Here is a 20,006-nt window from a genome sequence, read left to right as displayed (position 1 = left end):
GTTTCTTAGTCATAGTACGTCAGTTAAGAAGCAGATTTATAGTATTGAGAGTTTTCTGTTCTACTTTATTGAACACAAGTACAGGTAAGGTGATGAATATGTTCTTGATTATTCATCATTAACCAAACTAAGAGCATTTATTATGAGAACGCTTATAATAAAGTTAAGTAGTATAATAAAGTTTCGTAGTACAATAAAGTGCTGTAGCATAACAAAGTTTCGTAACGTAGTGTTCATCTTACGGAATTTATAAATCCTAATAAGATATAAATTAAAGAAGGGATAAGTACATGATTAAGATTAATCAATTAAAATTAAACATAAACCACACAAAAGAGGATTTAGAACATAAAATAGCTAAAACTCTTAAAGTGTCTAAGGAACAAATCTTAAGTTATAAGATTGCAAAACGTTCTCTTGATGCTAGAAAGAAAAATGACATTTTATATATCTATTCCATAGAAGTTGAAGTAAAGGACGAGAAAAAGATAGTAGATCGTTGTAAGAATCAGAATGTAATTATTGCTAAGAAGATGGTTTATCAAACAGTGAAAGATGGAACTGAAAGCATGAAACATCGTCCTGTTATTGTTGGTTCTGGTCCAGCAGGTCTTTTTTGTGCATTAAAACTTGCTGAAGATGGATTTAAGCCTATCGTTATTGAACGTGGTGAGGATGTAGATAAGAGAGTTGCAACAGTGAATGCATTCTGGAAAGATAACAAGTTAAATCCTGAATCAAATGTTCAATTTGGTGAAGGGGGTGCTGGTACTTTCTCAGATGGTAAACTCAATACCTTAGTCAAAGATGTAACGGGAAGGAATACGGAAGTACTTCGTATTTTTGTTGAATATGGAGCACCAGATGAGATACTATATCTTAATAAACCGCATATCGGAACTGATCGTTTATGTGGTGTTGTAAAGGCTATGAGAAATCGTATCATCCAATTAGGTGGAGAAGTAAGATTTAATACAAAACTTACTGATATCCATTTTGATAATGATAAATTAACTTCTATAGAAGTTAATGGGAATGAAAATATCACTTGTGAAGTGCTTGTATTAGCTATTGGTCATAGTGCAAGAGACACTTTTGAGATGCTTTATAAGAAACAATTTGATATAAGTGCGAAACCGTTTGCTATTGGTGTTCGTATGGAACATCCGCAAGACTTAATAAGTTATTCCCAATATGGTGACAGTTATACAGCACTACCAGCTGCGGAATATAAAGTAACACATCAAACAAGTAACGGTCGAGGTGTGTATTACTTCTGTATGTTTACTGGTGGATTTGTATTAAATGCCTCCAGCCAAGAAGAAAGATTAGTAGTTAATGGCATGAATAACTATGATCGTGCTGAAAAGAATGCTAATAGTGCTATTATTGTAACGGTAAATCCAGAAGATTTTGATGGTGATACACCACTTGCAGGAATGGAGTTTCAAAGAAAATGGGAAAGTCTTGCCTACAAAGAAGGTAAGGGAAAAGTACCAGTTCAGTTATTCTGTGATTTTGAAGCAAATAGACCAAGTACAGAGTTTGGAAGTATGACTCCAAATTTAAAAGGAGAGTACACCTTGGCGAATATACGTAATTGTTTACCTGATTATGTATGCCAGTCAATCATTGAAGGGGTGCATGCATTTGATAAAAAGATACAAGGTTTTGATAAACCAGATGCAATAATGCTAGGGGTAGAGACAAGAACCTCGTCGCCAATTAAAATGAGACGAAATGAAACATTTGAGTCAAATATTGCTGGAGTATATCCATGCGGTGAAGGTGCTGGTTATGCAGGAGGTATAACATCAGCAGCAATGGATGGAATTAAAGTTTATGAGATGATTGTGCATAAATATAAATCCTTATACTAGTTAAGAGTTGCCAGTAATTTGTCAATGTGTTATTATTATTGGTAGCTATACCGTTTAACTACATGAATTAGGTAGTATAAACAAACTATGGCGGGAAGGAATTGTATTAGAATGAACAAGAGAGAGTTTTTAAAAGATAAAAAGCGAATTGTTATTAAAATAGGATCATCAACAATTACTCATCCGGCAACAGGTAGCTTGAATTTGATGAAGGTGGAACAATTGGTTCGTGTTTTATCAGACCTTAGAAATCAAGGTAAAGAAGTTGTTCTAGTATCTTCAGGTGCTATTGCTGTTGGGAGAAAGACTCTAGGTCTTACACAAAAGCCCACACAGACGAAGATAAAACAAGCATGTGCTGCTGTTGGACAAGCTAGATTAAAGATGGTTTATCAAAAACTTTTAGCAGAATATAATCAAGTTCCTGCCCAGATTTTAATGACTAAGTATACAATGATTAATGATATAAGTAGAACGAATACAAGAAATACATTTGAGGAGTTATTAAATTATGGTGTAATTCCTATAGTAAACGAGAATGATACTGTTAGTACAGATGAATTGGAACTAGAATTCGGTGACAATGATACGTTATCAGCAATTGTTGCTTCTGTAATCGATGCAGATTTATTAATATTAATGTCTGATATTGATGGTTTGTATACAGATGACCCACGTAAAAATCCCGATGCTACATTCATAGATGTAGTGGAAGAATTAACAGACGAGTTATGCTCAATGGGTAAAGGATCTTCAAGCAGTGTTGGTACTGGTGGGATGGCAACGAAATTATCAGCTGCTAAGATTGCAACTAATGCTGGTACAGATATGATTATTGCAAATGGTGAAGACGTCTACATTATCAATGATATAATGGCAGGCAAATCAATTGGAACCTTATTCAAACAACGTAAAAGTGAAGATTTTAATTTATTAGATTATATTGCTACGAAGCAATATAGCTCATCGAAAGATAAGTAAAGACCTTAATAGTATACAAACAATACAGGCAATGTAAGAGAGGATATATAAATGGACGATTTATCAATCAAAAGAATTAATGAATTATATAAGAAGATGAAAGAAGTAGGTTTAACAGAAGAAGAAAAGAAAGAACAAGCGGAATTACGTAGTGCTTATATCGCTGCAATTAGAGCAGATCTTCAAAGTTCACTTGATAATATCTCTATCCAGAATGAAGATGGAACGATTACACCATTAACAAAGAAAAAGAAGCATTAGAAGTAATGTTACTGAAAGATTTGGTGAGTGGGAATGAAGGGGAAACATGAAATTAGAAGATATATCAAAGAATTGAAGAAAAATCTATCTGAGGATGAGATAGAAGTAAGAAGCAAGCGAATTGCTGACAAATTCTTTGCACAACCATATTATAAGCAAGCAAATAATATCTATATGTATCCTATAATCAAGAAGTTAATACAATCGGAATTATAAAGCATATATTAGAAGATAAAAAACGTGTAGCAGTTCCCAAAGTTATTGATGATACAATGGAATTTCATGAGATAACAAGTCTAGAACAATTATCAGAAGGGGCGTTCGGGATTCTTGAACCTATAGTCAATAATCCTGTAAGTGAGAATCCTGAATGGAACTCTTCTAATCTAATGATTGTACCTGGCCTTGTATTTGACAAGACTGGTAATCGCATTGGATATGGTGGAGGATATTATGACCGCTATATACATAAGTATTCTGATAGAATTGGTTTAAAGATCGCCTTTGCATATGATTTTCAGGTATTTGAACATGTTGATATAGAAAGTTTTGATGAAAAAATAGATGGTATCATAACAGATGAATGAAAGGAGTATGATCTATGAGTTATCTAGAAGAGATAGGTAGTAAGGCAAGAGAAGCTGCTAGCTTTATGAACCGTATTGGTGTAACCAGAAAGAATGAGGGTTTATTAGCTGCTGCAAGTGCACTTAGAGTACATGCAAATGAATTAATAGGAGCAAACGATATTGATATTGCTAATGCAAAACAAAATGGGATGAAAGAATCTTTAATTGATCGATTACGTCTTACAAAAGAACGTATTGAAGGAATGGCAGTGGGTTTAGAGCAAATAGTAGCTTTGGAAGACCCAATTGGTGAATTAATTTCTATGAAAACTAGACCGAATGGTCTTCAGATTGGTCAAAGAAGAGTTCCTCTTGGGGTAGTTGGAATTATCTATGAATCTAGACCTAATGTTACTGCAGATGCATTTGGTCTTTGTTTTAAAACAGGTAACGCAGTAATTCTCCGTGGGGGCAGTGATGCAATTAATTCTAATAAAGCAATCGTTAATGTAATACAGAATGCATTAAAAGAGTGTGGATTATGTGAATATGCAATTCAATTATTAGAAAAGACAGATCATGAAACAGCAACAGAGTTCATGCGATTAAATCAATATGTGGATGTGTTAATACCTCGTGGTGGCGCTGGATTAATCAAAGCTGTAGTAGAGAACAGCACGATTCCTGTTATTGAAACTGGAACAGGTAACTGTCATGTGTACATAGATGAATTTGCCGATATCGATATGGCTCTTAATATTATTGAGAATGCAAAAACACAGCGTTATGGAGTGTGTAATGCTTGTGAATCACTTGTAATTCATAAGAATATTGCAAATGAAATCATTCCTCTTATTCAAAAGAGATTGGCCGTTAAGCAAGTTGAAATCCGCGGAGATGAAGAAGCATGTAGGATTTGTAAAGAACTTGTACCTGCAACCGAGCAAGACTGGGGAATGGAGTACTTAGATGCAATTATATCCTTGCGTATCGTAAATGATATTGATGAGGCTATTACTCATATTAATCGCTATAATACGAAACACTCAGAAGCTATTATAACGAAAGACTATGCTAATTCTATGAAATTCTTGAATGAAATTGATGCAGCTGCAGTTTACGTGAATGCATCTACAAGATTTACAGATGGATTTGAATTTGGTTTTGGTGCTGAGATTGGAATTAGTACGCAAAAACTACATGCTCGAGGACCTATGGGATTACTTGCACTAACTACTACTAAGTATATCATTATGGGTAACGGACAGATAAGATAAGTATACTTATGAAGGAAGATAGGAAAATGGCTTATATACGCGAAGTAAAGTATTATGAAACAGATAAGATGGGAATTGTACATCATTCAAATTATGTGCGTTGGTTTGAAGAAGCACGCATGGATTTTTTAGGAAAAATCGGATTTCCATATGATAAGATGGAAGAGATGGGAATTATATCACCAGTACTTGGTGTAAGTTGTAAGTATAAAACGGTTGTTAAATTCGGAGAAACTGTTGAGATCGAAACAAAAGTAATCTCTTTTAATGGAATTAAGTTGGTATTAGGTTATGAAATTAAGAAATTTGGTACAGATGAAATTACAACTGTTGGAGAATCTGAACATTGCTTCGTGGATGAACAATTCAAACCAGTTAATATGAAAAAATTGAATAGAGATTTTTATGAAACGACTGTTTCATATGTGAAACAATAGAAAACATGTTATGTAAACTTTCTATTGTCCTATAATAAAGGCTCCTTGTCTATTTCAGACAAGGGGCCTTAAAGAATTTGTCTCATATTTTTGGAGGACATGAAGTAAGGTTAATTAAGAAAATATAAGGAAACAGGTATAATAAAAATCTCTTTCGCATATATTGTACAAATGACGAAGTCATGTACATATATGGAAGGGGTATATTCATGGACAATATTTCTATAGCAAATGGCTATAATGTATACAAAGATATACAGGTCCGTACAGGTGGTGAGATCTATATCGGTGTAGTTGGTCCTGTTAGAACAGGAAAATCAACATTCATTAAGCGATTTATGGATTTGCTGGTTATTCCTAATATTGAAGATGTTCATAGTAAGGAACGTGCTATTGATGAACTTCCTCAAAGTGCAGCTGGCAAAACGATTATGACAACAGAGCCAAAGTTCATCCCAAAAGAAGCAGCACAGATTAGTTTATCAGACGAAGCGAACGTTAATATTCGATTGATTGATTGTGTTGGTTTTATGGTAGATGGGGCATCTGGCCATATAGAAAACGAACAAGAACGTTTAGTTAAGACACCATGGTTTGATCATGAAATTCCTTTTACCCAAGCAGCAGAACTTGGAACTCAAAAGGTTATTAGTGAACATTCTACAATTGGCATCGTGGTTACTACCGATGGAAGCTTTGGTGATTTAAGAAGAGAAAATTATCTAAATGCAGAAGAGAAGACAATCGCTGAACTTAAGAAAATAAATAAACCTTTCATTGTACTTCTTAATACGAATAAACCGTATTCCGATGATACAAGAGCTCTTGCTGAGAGACTTATGGAGAAATATAATGTTGCTGTTATGCCTGTTAATTGTGAGCAGTTAAGAAAAGATGACATCAATGCGATCATGGAAACGATACTTAACGAATTCCCAATTGCAGAATTAGATTTCTTCATTCCAAAATGGGTAGAGATGTTACCACAGACCCATTGGCTTAAGATGGATTTGATTAATGGTGTTAAAGACATTATGAAGCGGGTTAATCTAATTCGTGATGTAAAATCTGAGAATGTGAAATGTGATTCTGAATACATAAAACGTTGTAAGATTGACAAAGTTTCTATGCAAGATGGTAGTGTTAAGATTTTCGTTGACTTTGATGATAAATATTATTATCAAATTCTTAGTGACCTTATTGGAACTCCGATCGAAGGAGAATATCAATTAATAGCTACATTACGTGAGTTAGCTGCAAAGAAGAATGAATATTCTAAAGTTGGTTCTGCGATGGAAGATGTTCGGTATAAAGGCTACGGTGTTGTTACACCTATGAGAGAGGAAATCTCAATTGAGCAACCAGAGGTAATTAAGCATGGTAATAAGTACGGAGTTAAAATCAAAGCGGTTGCTCCATCAATACACATGATTCGTGCCAACATAGAGACCGAAATCGCACCGATTGTAGGTAGTGAAGAACAAGCCAATGACTTAATTAACTACATTAAAGAAAGTGCTGAAGAAGAACCAGAAGGAATCTGGGATACTAATATATTTGGTAAATCCATTAAACAGCTTGTTGATGAGGGAATTAACAACAAAGCACATAATATGAATGATGAAAGTCAAGTGAAGTTACAAGAGACATTGCAAAAGGTTATCAATGATAGTAATGGAGGATTAATCTGTATTATCATTTAAAACCCCTTTATAGCTGCCGAATTAATAAGTCATAAACTTGTTAATTTGGCAGTTTTCTTTTAGTTGCAATGTAACGGATTCCTATGTATAATTACGAAAAGTAAGATATAAGAGTTAGTATTATTATGGAGGTTTAAAATGAATATACAGATATTTGGTAAATCTAAATGCTTTGATACAAAGAAGGCACAGCGTTACTTTAAAGAAAGAAATATTCCATTTCAATTTATAGACATGGCGCAAAAGGGAATGAGTAAAGGTGAATATAATAGTGTTAAACAGGCAGTTGGTGGGATGGACAAGCTGATTGATGAAAAAACAAAAGACCAACAAACCTACCTATTGATTAAATATCTTGCTGAGGAAGATAAGGAGGAAAAGTTATTAGAGAATCCTAAATTATTTAAGACTCCTATCGTTAGAAATGGTAAAAAAGCAACCGTAGGTTACGAACCTGACATATGGAAAACTTGGGACTAAAGTATATGTAAATATATGATAAGTATGTATTAGTTTTGTAATAATTTTGATCCCTATTTACCAAAATGCAACTAATTATGTTAATTCATAGTATATCTAACATAATTATTAAAAAGATTTGACATATAGTTGACAAATTTAATAAGTATTGGTATAATAATCTCGTAACATATTTAACATTTATGTAACAAATAGAATAAAACAACTCATGTTGCTACGTTACATAAGAATATGTTAATGGCTTTGTAATTACAATTGATAAGATATAGGATATAAAATATAAGATAGTAGATTGTAAAGAAGCGTTTAGGAGGCGTAACATGAACTTTAACAAAAAAGTGCTTAAGATTTCATCACTTTGTGTGGCAGGAACGGTAATAGTTGCTGTTAGCACAGCTGGATTAAGCGCAGTTTCATATACTTCAGAGGAACCGGTAGCGGGTATTTCAGTATCTTTAAATGATTATTATACTTCAAAGAGTTCAGCAAATGAAATTGCTTTTGCTGGTGCATTAGCAGATAATATTAGCCCAGATGTAGTTCAAAATCAAGATGACTCAGAAGATGCGAAGGTAGACGATGCTACTGACGAATCATTGGGAGAAGCTCCTGAGGAAGAACCTACTGAGGCTGAAGCTACAGAGAAAGAAAAGGAAGATGCAATTGCTCTTAATTATAAGAATCTAGGTATTGCAAAAGTAGATAATTATCTTAATATTCGTAAAGGTCCAGGTGAAGATAAGAAAGTTATTGGTAAGCTCCCTAAGAACGCTGGTTGTGAAATCTATAAAATCACTGATGATGGATGGGCTAAAATTAAATCTGGTAAAGTTACTGGATATGTTTCATCTGAATATCTTGTTACAGGTGATGAAGCAAAAGAATTAGCAAAAGAAGTTGGTATGATTGTAGCAACAGTAAATACAACTACGTTAAAAGTTCGTGAAGAAGCGAATACAGACTCAACTTGTTTAACATTAATTCCAGAAGGCGAAGAGCTGGAAGTAAAGAAAATGAATGACGAGTGGGTTAAGATTGTTATTGATAATGATAAGGGATTTGTATCAAAAGAATACGTTGATTTATCTTATCAATTGGCAAAAGGTGTGTTTGTAGAAGAAGTAGAAGCTGGTACTAACGGTGTATCTTCTGTACGTGCAAACATGGTTGCTTATGCAAAACAATTCTTAGGAAACAGTTATGTATGGGGAGGTACTAGTTTAACAAATGGTACTGACTGTTCAGGTTTCACAATGAGAATTTATGAACATTTTGGTTACAACATTACTAGAACATCTCGTTCTCAAGCTGCTAGTGGTAGAACAATTCCAGCATCAAGCGTTAAGCCAGGTGATTTGGTATTCTACAGTAATGGTGGTGGAATTAATCACGTTGCTATGTATATTGGCGGTGGTCAAGTAATACATGCAAGTAACCCAAGAAGTGGTATTAAGATTAGTAATATGTATTATCGTACACCTGTAAAGGCTGTTAGATTTATAAATGACTAATATTTATTATAATTTAAAAAGGTGAGGATGTAAGGCGAAAGTCGCCACTCCTCACCTTTTTGTATTGGATGCAAAACTAGGTGATTTCATTTGAATTATTAAAATCTGTATTGTATAATGAAAGCTATGATGAGAGAGCAAGGTTGAAAATTATAATATTATGAAAGGGGCCATGCGTTGCATCATTTCAACCTATAATATAAGCAACATCACAAGATAATTTGTGATTGACATGGGTATAGTAATGGAATTTGCGATAGTCGTTCTACTAGTGATAATAGTACTAATGATATACAGTCGTAGTGAAGATAAACGTCGAACGTTAATGTGGAGGGAGCGAATTAAGAAAGCCTTTGGCGATGTGCCTGATCAGGAATATACCACAGAGTATTTTGAAGGATTAAAAGGATACTACAACAGTAAGAAAGTAGATAAGGGAGATATTGATGATATAACATTTAATGACTTAGATCTAAAGAATATCTATATGTTACTGAATAATACAGGGAGTTCAGTGGGAGAAGAATATCTATACTATTTGTTAAGACAAATGGTTTTTGAGGAAGGCGAATTAAAAGAACGTGACCGTATTATGAAATACTTCACAGAACATGAAGAAGAAAGAATTCGATTCCAATTAACTATGCAACGGTTAGGAAAACTTACAAATATATCAGTATTTGAGTATATGAACCGTATGAAAAAATTAGACAAATATTCTGTCTCTCAACATTATTTCTGTATCGCGTCCTTAATAATTTCCTTTGGAATCATTCCTTTAGATCCGAGAATTGGTATTCTAGGTGTATGTGTTACCGTATGTAATAATATCTATCAATATTATAAGAGAAAAGCTAAGATTGAGAATTATATTAAGACACTTGCGTTTATTGTACGCATTCTTAGATGCGTTGATAATCTTAATAAGAATAAGGATCCATTCTTACAACCTTATGTAGATAAAATGGTTGAAGCCTCTAAAAATTTTGGTTATGTAAAACGTAATGCAAAATGGATCAGTACTGGTAATTCAATGAATGGAAGTTTACTTGATAGCTTACTTGACTATGAAAGAATGCTTTTCCATACAGACTTAATCAAATTTAGTAAAATGATAGATATTATTAAGCAGAATAGTGGACAGTTAGAATTAATCTATGAGACAATGGGCTACCTTGAGAGTATGGTTGCGGCTGCTTCATTCCGTGAATTATTAGATTATTACTCTGTACCTGAGTTAGTTAATCGTAGTAAACCATTCGTGGATGCAAAAGATTTATATCATCCATTAATCGATGAACCGGTAGCTAATACCATAAGTGAAAAACAAAGTGTTCTTATTACAGGCTCTAACGCATCAGGTAAGTCCACTTTTATTAAGACACTTGCTATTAATGCAATTCTAGCTCAAACAATCTACACGAGTACAAGCCGTAGTTATCGTGGGAATTACTACCGGGTATTTACCTCAATGGCATTACGCGATGATCTGTTCAACAATGAAAGTTATTATATAGTTGAGATTAAATCACTAAAACGTATCTTAGATGCGATGAATGATGATACACCAATATTATGTTTTGTTGATGAAGTATTACGTGGTACCAACACGTTAGAAAGAGTAGCTGCTTCTGCACAGATTCTTAAGAGTTTATCAGAAGGTTATGTTCTTTGTTTTGCGGCTACACATGATATTGAATTAACATATATATTAGAAAAACATTTTTCAAATTATCATTTCCAAGAAGAAGTTGTAGATAATGATGTCTTATTTGATTATCAATTATATACGGGAAGAGCACAATCTAGAAATGCTATTAAGTTACTTGGAATGATTGGATATAAGAAAGAAATTATTGATCAGGCAACGAACGCAGCGAATGATTTCCTTAAGAATGGAACTTGGGAAACAATGTAAGAGAGACAAGAGAAAAGGAAAGGTTGATATTATGCAATTAACTCCAATGATGCAACAATATATGGAGATTAAGAACCAATATAAAGATTGTATTCTGTTCTATCGCCTAGGAGACTTCTATGAGATGTTCTTCGAAGATGCAACAATATGTGCGAAAGAATTAGAAATTACATTAACAGGAAAGAACTGTGGACAAGAGGAACGCGCACCTATGTGTGGCGTTCCTTATCATGCCGTAGAGGGTTATCTTAGCAAGATGATCAGTCGTGGCTATAAAGTAGCAATTTGTGAGCAAGTGGAAGATCCAAAGCTTGCAAAAGGAATTGTAAAACGTGATGTTATTCGTATTGTAACACCAGGTACAAATTTGAATACACAAGCACTTGATGAAACAAAGAATAATTACCTTTGTGGCATCTTCTATTCAGAAAGTGGAATCGGGATATCCTTTGTTGATATAACAACAGGAGATTACTATGTAACAGAAGTAGATACGAAGAAGAAGCTTCTTGATGAAATTAATAAATTTTTACCAACTGAGATTATATGTAATGAAGCTTTCTTGATATCAGGTGTTGATATTGTAGATCTGAGAGAACGCTTGAAAATTGCTGTGTCCTCTCAAGACTCTTGGTACTTTGATGATGAGATGTGCCAGAAGAGTTTGAAAGAGCATTTTACGGTATCATCCTTAGATGGACTAGGATTACGTGATTATGAATTTGGAGTAATAGCTGCAGGAGCGGTGCTACAATATCTGTATGAAACACAGAAGAATTCTCTATCACATCTTACACACATCCAGCCTTATATCACTAGCAAATATATGCTTCTTGATAGTTCAACAAGAAGAAATCTTGAGCTAACGGAGACTTTGCGTGAAAAACAAAAAAGAGGCTCGTTATTATGGGTACTTGATAAGACTAAGACAGCTATGGGTGCTAGATTACTTCGTAGTTATGTAGAACAGCCATTAATCGATATGGATTTAATTAAGGAAAGATTAGATTGTATTGAGGAGATTAACCAATCTGTAATTACAAGAGAAGAGATAAGAGAATATTTAAACCCAATCTATGATTTAGAACGTTTAATTAGTAAAGTAAGTTATAAGAGTGCAAATCCACGAGATTTGATAGCTTTTCGTGCTTCTTTATCAATGTTGCCATCTATCAAATTACTTTTATCTGAATTCTCTTGTTCCTTAATGAAAGAAATTGATTCTGAATTAGATACCCTTGAAGATATCTGCTCTCTTATTTCAGATTCCATTGAAGAAGAGCCACCAATATCCCTTAAAGAAGGCGGTATTATTAAAGAAGGGTATAACGAAGAAGTGGATCGACTAAGACGAGCCAAAACAGATGGTAAGTCGTGGTTAGCAGATTTAGAGGCAAAAGAACGAGAACAAACAGGTATTAAGAATCTTAAGATTAAGTTTAATAAGGTTTTCGGTTATTATCTTGAAGTAACGAATTCTTATCAAAATCTTGTACCAGAATCATGGACAAGAAAGCAAACATTAGCAAACGCGGAACGATACATCACACCAGAATTGAAAGAATTAGAAGATATGATTCTTGGAGCAGAAGATAAATTATTCAATTTAGAATACAATCTATTCAGTGAAGTTAGGGACAAAATAGCAGAAGAAGTAAAACGTATTCAGATGGCAGCGAAAGCGGTTGCTAAGATTGATGTATTTGCTTCATTGGCGTTTGTAGCTGAACGAAATAACTTTGTTAAACCTCAGATGAATGAAAGCGGTATTATTGAGATTAAGAATGGGCGTCATCCTGTTGTAGAGAAGATGATAGATAATGATTTATTCGTAGCCAATGATACTTTCTTAGATAACGACAATAATCGCGTATCAATTATCACGGGTCCTAATATGGCTGGTAAATCTACTTATATGAGACAGACAGCGCTGATTGTATTAATGGCTCAAGTAGGAAGTTATGTACCTGCAGATAGCGCTGAGATTGGTATTGTAGATCGTATCTTTACTAGAGTAGGCGCTTCCGATGATTTAGCGTCTGGTCAAAGTACATTCATGGTAGAGATGACAGAGGTTGCAAACATCCTTAGAAATGCAACAAAGAATAGTTTATTGATTCTAGATGAAATTGGTCGAGGAACAAGTACATTTGATGGCTTGAGTATTGCTTGGGCTGTTATTGAACATATCAGTGATAAGAAGTTACTTGGGGCGAAGACACTGTTCGCAACACACTACCATGAACTTACCGAATTAGAGGGCAAATTAAGTGGTGTTAATAACTATTGTATCGCAGTGAAAGAACAAGGTGAAGATATCGTATTCTTACGTAAGATTATCAAAGGTGGAGCGGATAAGAGTTACGGTATCCAAGTTGCTAAATTAGCCGGGGTTCCTGATGCTGTTTTAGGACGTGCTAGAGAAATCGTTGATGAATTAAGTAATAATGACATTACCTATAAAGTGAAACAGATGTCGGATTCCCTTCTTGATAAAGAGAGTTCGGTTGTATCAATAGATGACAATAAATCGCATGATAATAGTTCAGTAGATAATACTTCACAAGTAAGAGAAACTTCGAGTCAAACTGTTAGTAATAAAAACACTAAGAAAGCTGTCGAAGGGCAATTATCTTTCTTTACTGTAGATTCAACTAATCAAGTAATAGAAGAAATTAAAAGCTTAGATGTAGCAAATATGACACCAATGGACGCAATGAATACGTTATATAAATTACAGAAACAGATTAGAGGATAGAAAGAACGGTGATTAACATGGCTAAAATTGAGTTATTAGACCAGAATACCATTAATCAAATCGCTGCAGGGGAAGTTATTGAACGACCTGCAGCTGTTGTTAAAGAATTAATTGAGAATGCCATTGATGCCAAAGCTAACGCCATTACGGTGGAAATCAAAGAAGGTGGAATTAGTTTCATACGTATAACTGATAACGGTAGTGGTATTTCTAAAGATGACATCAAGGTAGCATTCCTGCGACATTCTACTAGTAAGATACGTTCTGCCCTTGATTTACTACATGTGTCGAGCCTGGGATTTCGAGGTGAAGCATTATCAAGTATATCTTCCGTTGCACAAGTTGAGCTTGTTACGAAAACACCAGGAGAATTAACAGGAACTAGGTACGTCATAGAAGGTGGAGAAGAGAAGGCATTGGAGGAAATTGGGTGTCCAGAGGGTACAACTTTCATAATTCGTAACTTATTTTACAATACACCAGCTAGACGTAAATTCTTAAAGAGTGCTACAACGGAAGCTTCTTATATCGCAGATATTATTGAAAGAATTGCAGTTTCTCATCCGAATATCTCATTCAAATTCATGAGTAACAATCAAGTGAAGCTGCACACATCCGGAAATGGTAATCTAAAGGATCTTGTATATAATATCTATGGTCGCGAGATAGCATCTAATATTGTAGAAGTGAAAGAAGTTACTGAGAATGTAGAAGTTTATGGATATATAGGAAAACCAGTGATATCTCGAGGTAATCGTAATTATGAGAATTATTATATCAATGGCCGTTATGTAAAGAGCGGAATTATTAATAAAGCCATTGAAGAGGCTTATAAACCCTATACAATGCAACATCGTTATCCATTTACAGCAATACTACTAAACATACCTGGTGAATTCATTGATGTGAATGTACATCCAACTAAGATGGAGATTCGATTCCGTAATAATGATGAAGTTTATGGAGCAGTATATCATTCCATCAAAGATATACTTGCAGGTAAGGAATTAATACCTGCTGTATCATTAGTAGAAGAGAAGGAAGAAATCAAACGTATTGAGAATGTACCAGAGCCATTTGAGAAAAAACGTTTGCAAGAAATGAATTACAAGAACCAAAATCATAATTCTACAAATGTAGATAGAATACCACCAAAAGAAACTACAAAAGTAGAAGATAACCCAATAAGTGCAAGTCAGTACTCTACAAGAGTAGACAACACAAAAAAAGAGCTTGTTAATACAACAGAAATTGGTAAATTTGATACAATCATTAAAAACCCACAGGTTGCAATTGAAGAAAATCTAAAACATTCCGTACGTGAAACACCTGACTATACAACAGCACATAATGCGGTTAATGATAGTAATAATTTTGATTATAATAAAGTTGATAGTATAGTGGAAACAAAAGAAAAAATGGAGATGGAACAACTAGCCGATAAAAGAGCAGAACAAATAAATCTGTTTGAAGAAAAAATGATTTCCGAGGTAGCTAGGAGCAAACATAGAATAATTGGACAAGTATTTAATACGTATTGGATCGTTGAATACGAAGACAAGATGTTTATGATTGATCAACATGCTGCTCATGAAAAGGTTTTATATGAGAAACTAATAAATTCTTATAACAATAAAGAAGTTGCATCACAGATGTTACAACCACCTATTATTATTTCATTATCTATGCGTGAAGAAGAAGTGTTGAAAAAGCATATGGAAATATTAAATGAGGTAGGTTTTGAAATCGAACATTTTGGTGGTAAAGAATATTCCGTTCGAGCAATCCCCAATAACCTTTTAGGAATTGCAGAAAAGGATTATTTAATAGAATTAATCGATTCATTAGTTGATGAAAGTCATTCTAATCTTGCAGTATCCATATTAGAAAAGGCTGCATCCATGTCATGTAAAGCTGCTATTAAAGGAAATAATAAATTATCATTTGAAGAAGTGAATGCTTTGATTGATCAGTTATTAGGACTTGAAAATCCATATCATTGCCCGCATGGTAGACCAATAATTATCTCCATGAGTAAATATGAAATTGAAAAGAAATTCAAACGTATTGTATAAGAAAACAATAGTCATATAGATAATAATTTGTATTTCTATTTTCAGAATATACCGCATAGAATTATAATGGAGTCTTAGTACTGGGGTAAATATTTGCTCCAGTACTCTTAATATTTAATTAAGATAAGAGAATACCAATTGCACTAAAATCAACCATAAAGTATAATTAGTAAAGTTAATGAATATGTTCATTAAATTACTTATGATTAGTTTATAGACTATCATTGAAAAATTACTTAAAGTGAGAGTGAGAGGAGAAACGTAACATATGTTAGAATTTTTGAAGGCTATTCTCTTTGGTATTGTGGAGGGAATCACAGAGTGGCTTCCAATAAGTAGTACAGGACATCTGATTCTGCTAAATGAGTTTGTAAAACTAGATGTCAGGGATGAATTCTTCAGTATGTTTGAAGTTGTAATCCAACTGGGAGCTATATTAGCTGTAGTAGTTTTGTTTTGGAATCAGTTATGGCCATTCTCAAAAAAAGAGAAGAATTACATCAAACAAGACACCTTTATGATGTGGATCAAAATTTTTGTAGCCTGTCTTCCGGCAGCTGTGATTGGTTTGTTATTTGATGATGTTATTGAGGATTTGTTTTATAATTATCAGGTGATTTCTTTAGCATTAATTATATTTGGGGTAGCATTTATTATAATTGAAAACGTAAATCATAAGAGAAAACCACATATCAATTCTTTATCAGAAATTACATTTAATGCAGCTATTATAATTGGTTTGTTCCAATTAATTGCAGCTGTATTCCCTGGAACTAGTCGTTCAGGAGCTACCATATTGGGAGCTATCTTAATTGGTGTTTCACGAAGTGTCGCTGCGGAGTTTACATTCTTCTTAGCTGTACCGGTTATGTTTGGTGCAAGTTTGCTTAAAATGGTGAAATACGGTTTACCTACGACTGGTATGGAAGTAATAATATTATTGACTGGTATGATTGTTGCCTTTATAGTATCCGTAATAGTAATCAAATTCTTAATGAGCTATATTAAGAAACATGATTTCAAGGTATTTGGGTGGTATCGGATTGTATTAGGTATATTAGTCTTATTATACTTCGGATTAATAAAATAAATTCATTATAGAAGTAGATGGGGAGTATAAGTATGAAATTTTTGGGACAAGGAAATGCTCTATTTTTCAATGGTTTTATCGTTATTTTTTTTATTATCTTTGCATTAATTCTTGGTTTGTTCGTTGTAGGAATACTCGGTGGAATAAAACAATGGAAAATTAACAATAACTCTCCAGTATTAACGGTAGAGGCTAAGATCGTAGCTAAAAGAATGAAAGTTAGAAGTAGTTCATCTAGTTTAAATGATGATAATACTATGTTTACGAACAGTTCATCTACAGATTATTATATTACATTCGAATTTGAAAGCGGTGACCGATTGGAGTTTGAGGTGCCAGGAGATGAGTATGGTATTTTAGTAGAAGGGGATCTTGGAAAACTTACTTTTCAAGGAACCCGATATAAAGGATTTACAAGAAAATAGGTAAGATAAATGCTAATAGTAGGTTTGCTACACCACTGTTAGCATTTATTTATAGCTTTATAAGGAGTTATCGAGAGTAAATTAAGGAAGACCATAATGAATAGAGAATACAAGAAGGACAAAATTAATAAGTTCAATGTTGAAATTAAAGAAGATGGCATCTATTATACCGATTTAAAGATTCCATATGAACTCGTTCGCTCGAAGAGGAAAACCTTAGCTATCGAGATTGCAGTTGGAGGTAAAGTTACAGTAAAGATACCATTAAGAGCAACAAGAGCAGAGGTAATACGCTTATTAGAAAATAAAGCTGATTGGATATATCATGCATATCAAAAGCAAGCAACAAGAAAGCGAAAAGGAATTGAAGTAAGAGAGGGTGTGTTATTACCCTTCTTAGATCGAACATTTCGCTTACATGTTGAATACAGCCCCTCAAAAAAATCCGCGGATATATCAGTGAAAGAGGAATCTATACTTCTTATAGAAACACCCCTGTTGGATTCTGATTTTGTTTTAGGATGTCTTGAATCATGGTATAAGAAAAACGCTAGGAATATAATTGCAATGCGTGTAAATCAATATGCCAAAGCAATGGGTGTCACGTATGGTAGAATTTCTATTAGAAGTCAGAAGAGTAGATGGGGAAGTTGTAGTAGTTCAGGAAATTTGAATTTTAATTGGCATCTAGTTATGATGCCTAACAAGATACTAGATTATGTAGTGATTCATGAGCTTGCTCATAGAATAGAGATGAATCACTCAAAAGAATTTTGGGATAATGTATCAAAGGTTTGCCCAGAATATAAAGAAAGAAAATTATGGCTAAAAGACAATGGGTTGTCCTATGAATTATATATCAAAGAATAGTTCGTAGGACTTTCTTATGTATTAGCATTCAGTAAAACTGAACAAAAACCTTGTGATATATTGCTAGAATAATTCACAAATTTTTCTACTGGAGTCGAATTTCCCTTACATGGGAAACGATAATTTGTTAAAATATATATATATGTAGTATACCAAATTCAAGAGGAGATGGAAACATGTTTGAAGTAGGAACTTATTTAGTCTATGGATTAAATGGCGTGTGTAAAGTAGAAAAGGTAGGACCAATGGAATCATCTTCTAATATTAATGAAAAATTATACTATACTTTGGCACCAGTATATGTATCTGGTAGTAGAATTATAACACCAGTAGAAAATAATAAAGTTAAGATGCGTCCTATTATAACAAGAGCTAAGGTTATGGAGCTCATTAATTATATGAAGCAATGTGAACCACTTTGGATACAAGATGACCGTGAACGTGAAGAGATCTATAAGAATGCGATCAAAGAAAATAATAGTATAGATCTAATTCGAATGATAAAGGCACTTTATCTAAGAAAGCAATCACGACTAGCAGAAGGTAAGAAAGCTACTGCCTCTGATGAGAAATATTTTAAATTAGCCGAAGACAGCCTTTATGGTGAATTCGCAATTGTATTGGATATGGATAAAAAAGACGTTGTTGATTATATATCGTGTTGTCTTGCTGAAGAAACTTAAAAGATACATTTATACAAATGTATTTTACAACGTATTTTTATTCAATGTATTTCATACATGGAAGTAAGGTTGATATGATGGTGAAAGAAGAACTCAATAATGAAGTTTCCTTAGAAGAGGAAATAATAGATGAAGAAGTAAAAGAAGATAATGAAGAAGACTATGCAGAAGAGCCTATACTTGACGAGGGTTTAACGGACGATTTGCTAAAAGTATATCTTAAGGAAATAGGAAAGATACCAGTATTGACGCCAGAGGAAGAACGATCCCTGGCCATACAGATAGAAAAAGGCGATGAAACTGCTAAGAAACAATTAATTGATTCAAATCTTCGTTTAGTAGTCAGTGTTGCAAAACGATATGCTAGAGGAAGTGGAATGTCAATGCTGGATTTGATTCAAGAGGGAAATATGGGATTGATGAAAGCAGTGGACAAGTTTGAGTATAAAAAGGGTTTTAAATTCAGTACTTATGCAATGTGGTGGATTCGACAATCTGTTTCTAGAGCTATATCTGATCAGTCAAAGACGATTCGCATTCCTGTTCATATGCGCGAGAATATGAATCGTTTAGGAAGGATAATGCGACAATTCACTGCGGAAAATGGACGTAGCCCCACATCAGAAGAATTATCTGATTTAACTGGAAATTCTACGAAAAGAATTGATGAAATCATGCAACTATATGGTGATACATTGTCATTAGATAATCCAGTTGGTGAAGATGAGGATACAACACTAGGTGACTTTATAACCGCTGATGAAGAACCCGAGCAATATAGGGTGACAGAACATAAGATGCTTCAGAAAGAGATTGAGAATATACTTTTAACATTAAATGATCGAGAACAGATGGTGATTAAACTTCGATTTGGATTATATGATGGAGAAATCTGGACGCTCGAAGAAATTGGTAGAATCTATCATGTAACAAGAGAACGTATTCGTCAGATTGAAGCAAAAGCAATAAGAAAGTTACAAATGAAAAAAGAGACACATCAGTTGAAAATTTATCTAGAATAAATGAATTTGTTGTTGAAATTTGCGAATATAAAAAGAGTTGTAAGACAAACATAATACTATGTTTGC

The 20,006-nt window shown here is 33.7% G+C and carries 18 protein-coding genes; all 18 read left to right on the top strand.

What is annotated here, in order from left to right:
* Positions 1–290 precede the first annotated feature (290 nt).
* The 18 genes from ACW2QF_RS05520 to ACW2QF_RS05435 all read left to right on the top strand — a co-directional run bounded on the left by ACW2QF_RS05520 (position 291) and on the right by ACW2QF_RS05435 (position 19,940).
* Positions 291–1,880 carry an NAD(P)/FAD-dependent oxidoreductase gene (locus tag ACW2QF_RS05520; protein ID WP_455714994.1) on the top strand — a complete coding sequence of 530 codons (1,590 nt, stop codon included), beginning with the start codon at positions 291–293 and terminating at the stop codon, positions 1,878–1,880.
* Positions 1,881–1,991: 111 nt separating this feature from the next.
* Positions 1,992–2,861: a glutamate 5-kinase gene (gene proB, locus ACW2QF_RS05515; RefSeq protein WP_455714993.1), complete on the top strand. Its 870-nt coding sequence runs from the start codon at positions 1,992–1,994 to the stop codon at positions 2,859–2,861.
* A gap of 51 nt (positions 2,862–2,912) precedes the next feature.
* Complete coding sequence (locus ACW2QF_RS05510; protein ID WP_455714992.1) at positions 2,913–3,122, top strand: DUF896 domain-containing protein; 210 nt, start codon at positions 2,913–2,915, stop codon at positions 3,120–3,122.
* 33 nt (positions 3,123–3,155) lie between these two features.
* A complete protein-coding gene (locus ACW2QF_RS05505; RefSeq protein ID WP_455714991.1) occupies positions 3,156–3,338 on the top strand; it encodes a hypothetical protein in 183 nt (60 codons plus the stop codon).
* Complete coding sequence (locus ACW2QF_RS05500; RefSeq protein WP_455715003.1) at positions 3,326–3,709, top strand: 5-formyltetrahydrofolate cyclo-ligase; 384 nt, start codon at positions 3,326–3,328, stop codon at positions 3,707–3,709. The genes ACW2QF_RS05505 and ACW2QF_RS05500 overlap by 13 nt, the downstream gene beginning before the upstream one ends.
* Positions 3,710–3,723: 14 nt before the next feature.
* Positions 3,724–4,968, top strand: coding sequence for a glutamate-5-semialdehyde dehydrogenase (locus ACW2QF_RS05495; protein WP_455714990.1), 1,245 nt, complete (start codon positions 3,724–3,726; stop codon positions 4,966–4,968).
* A 26-nt stretch (positions 4,969–4,994) separates the two neighbouring features.
* Positions 4,995–5,405 carry an acyl-CoA thioesterase gene (locus ACW2QF_RS05490; protein ID WP_455714989.1) on the top strand — a complete coding sequence of 137 codons (411 nt, stop codon included), beginning with the start codon at positions 4,995–4,997 and terminating at the stop codon, positions 5,403–5,405.
* A 209-nt stretch (positions 5,406–5,614) separates the two neighbouring features.
* Complete coding sequence (spoIVA, locus tag ACW2QF_RS05485; RefSeq protein WP_455714988.1) at positions 5,615–7,108, top strand: stage IV sporulation protein A; 1,494 nt, start codon at positions 5,615–5,617, stop codon at positions 7,106–7,108.
* Positions 7,109–7,246: 138 nt separating this feature from the next.
* Positions 7,247–7,588, top strand: a complete 342-nt coding sequence (locus ACW2QF_RS05480; protein WP_455714987.1) for an arsenate reductase family protein — start codon at positions 7,247–7,249, stop codon at positions 7,586–7,588.
* Positions 7,589–7,908: 320 nt separating this feature from the next.
* Entirely contained in the window at positions 7,909–9,099 is a 1,191-nt protein-coding gene (locus ACW2QF_RS05475; RefSeq protein ID WP_455714986.1) for a C40 family peptidase, read from the top strand.
* Between the two features lie 244 nt (positions 9,100–9,343).
* A complete protein-coding gene (locus ACW2QF_RS05470; RefSeq protein ID WP_455714985.1) occupies positions 9,344–11,017 on the top strand; it encodes a MutS-related protein in 1,674 nt (557 codons plus the stop codon).
* A gap of 28 nt (positions 11,018–11,045) precedes the next feature.
* Positions 11,046–13,775, top strand: coding sequence for a DNA mismatch repair protein MutS (gene mutS / locus ACW2QF_RS05465; protein ID WP_455715002.1), 2,730 nt, complete (start codon positions 11,046–11,048; stop codon positions 13,773–13,775).
* Between the two features lie 17 nt (positions 13,776–13,792).
* Positions 13,793–15,850 carry a DNA mismatch repair endonuclease MutL gene (gene mutL, locus ACW2QF_RS05460; protein ID WP_455714984.1) on the top strand — a complete coding sequence of 686 codons (2,058 nt, stop codon included), beginning with the start codon at positions 13,793–13,795 and terminating at the stop codon, positions 15,848–15,850.
* Between the two features lie 268 nt (positions 15,851–16,118).
* Positions 16,119–16,940: an undecaprenyl-diphosphate phosphatase gene (locus ACW2QF_RS05455; RefSeq protein WP_455714983.1), complete on the top strand. Its 822-nt coding sequence runs from the start codon at positions 16,119–16,121 to the stop codon at positions 16,938–16,940.
* Positions 16,941–16,972: 32 nt separating this feature from the next.
* Positions 16,973–17,365, top strand: coding sequence for a DUF2500 domain-containing protein (locus ACW2QF_RS05450; RefSeq protein WP_455714982.1), 393 nt, complete (start codon positions 16,973–16,975; stop codon positions 17,363–17,365).
* A gap of 96 nt (positions 17,366–17,461) precedes the next feature.
* Positions 17,462–18,235, top strand: coding sequence for a M48 family metallopeptidase (locus tag ACW2QF_RS05445; RefSeq protein ID WP_455714981.1), 774 nt, complete (start codon positions 17,462–17,464; stop codon positions 18,233–18,235).
* A 176-nt stretch (positions 18,236–18,411) separates the two neighbouring features.
* Positions 18,412–18,918 (top strand): CarD family transcriptional regulator, encoded by a 507-nt coding sequence (locus tag ACW2QF_RS05440; RefSeq protein WP_455714980.1) that lies wholly within the window; start codon positions 18,412–18,414, stop codon positions 18,916–18,918.
* Positions 18,919–18,992: 74 nt separating this feature from the next.
* Complete coding sequence (locus ACW2QF_RS05435) at positions 18,993–19,940, top strand: sigma-70 family RNA polymerase sigma factor (RefSeq protein WP_455714979.1); 948 nt, start codon at positions 18,993–18,995, stop codon at positions 19,938–19,940.
* Positions 19,941–20,006 lie beyond the last annotated feature (66 nt).

This window comes from Anaerosporobacter sp. (assembly GCF_965301125.1).
Note: the sequence above shows the minus strand (reverse complement) of the source record. Positions and strands in the feature narration are given on the sequence as shown.

Coding starts and splice junctions, on each gene's coding strand:
- ACW2QF_RS05520 (WP_455714994.1), top strand. CDS start 291: ATGATTAAGATTAATCAATTAAAATTAAACATAAACCACACAAAAGAG.
- proB (WP_455714993.1), top strand. CDS start 1,992: ATGAACAAGAGAGAGTTTTTAAAAGATAAAAAGCGAATTGTTATTAAA.
- ACW2QF_RS05510 (WP_455714992.1), top strand. CDS start 2,913: ATGGACGATTTATCAATCAAAAGAATTAATGAATTATATAAGAAGATG.
- ACW2QF_RS05505 (WP_455714991.1), top strand. CDS start 3,156: ATGAAGGGGAAACATGAAATTAGAAGATATATCAAAGAATTGAAGAAA.
- ACW2QF_RS05495 (WP_455714990.1), top strand. CDS start 3,724: ATGAGTTATCTAGAAGAGATAGGTAGTAAGGCAAGAGAAGCTGCTAGC.
- ACW2QF_RS05490 (WP_455714989.1), top strand. CDS start 4,995: ATGGCTTATATACGCGAAGTAAAGTATTATGAAACAGATAAGATGGGA.
- spoIVA (WP_455714988.1), top strand. CDS start 5,615: ATGGACAATATTTCTATAGCAAATGGCTATAATGTATACAAAGATATA.
- ACW2QF_RS05480 (WP_455714987.1), top strand. CDS start 7,247: ATGAATATACAGATATTTGGTAAATCTAAATGCTTTGATACAAAGAAG.
- ACW2QF_RS05475 (WP_455714986.1), top strand. CDS start 7,909: ATGAACTTTAACAAAAAAGTGCTTAAGATTTCATCACTTTGTGTGGCA.
- ACW2QF_RS05470 (WP_455714985.1), top strand. CDS start 9,344: ATGGAATTTGCGATAGTCGTTCTACTAGTGATAATAGTACTAATGATA.
- mutL (WP_455714984.1), top strand. CDS start 13,793: ATGGCTAAAATTGAGTTATTAGACCAGAATACCATTAATCAAATCGCT.
- ACW2QF_RS05455 (WP_455714983.1), top strand. CDS start 16,119: ATGTTAGAATTTTTGAAGGCTATTCTCTTTGGTATTGTGGAGGGAATC.
- ACW2QF_RS05450 (WP_455714982.1), top strand. CDS start 16,973: ATGAAATTTTTGGGACAAGGAAATGCTCTATTTTTCAATGGTTTTATC.
- ACW2QF_RS05445 (WP_455714981.1), top strand. CDS start 17,462: ATGAATAGAGAATACAAGAAGGACAAAATTAATAAGTTCAATGTTGAA.
- ACW2QF_RS05440 (WP_455714980.1), top strand. CDS start 18,412: ATGTTTGAAGTAGGAACTTATTTAGTCTATGGATTAAATGGCGTGTGT.
- ACW2QF_RS05435 (WP_455714979.1), top strand. CDS start 18,993: ATGATGGTGAAAGAAGAACTCAATAATGAAGTTTCCTTAGAAGAGGAA.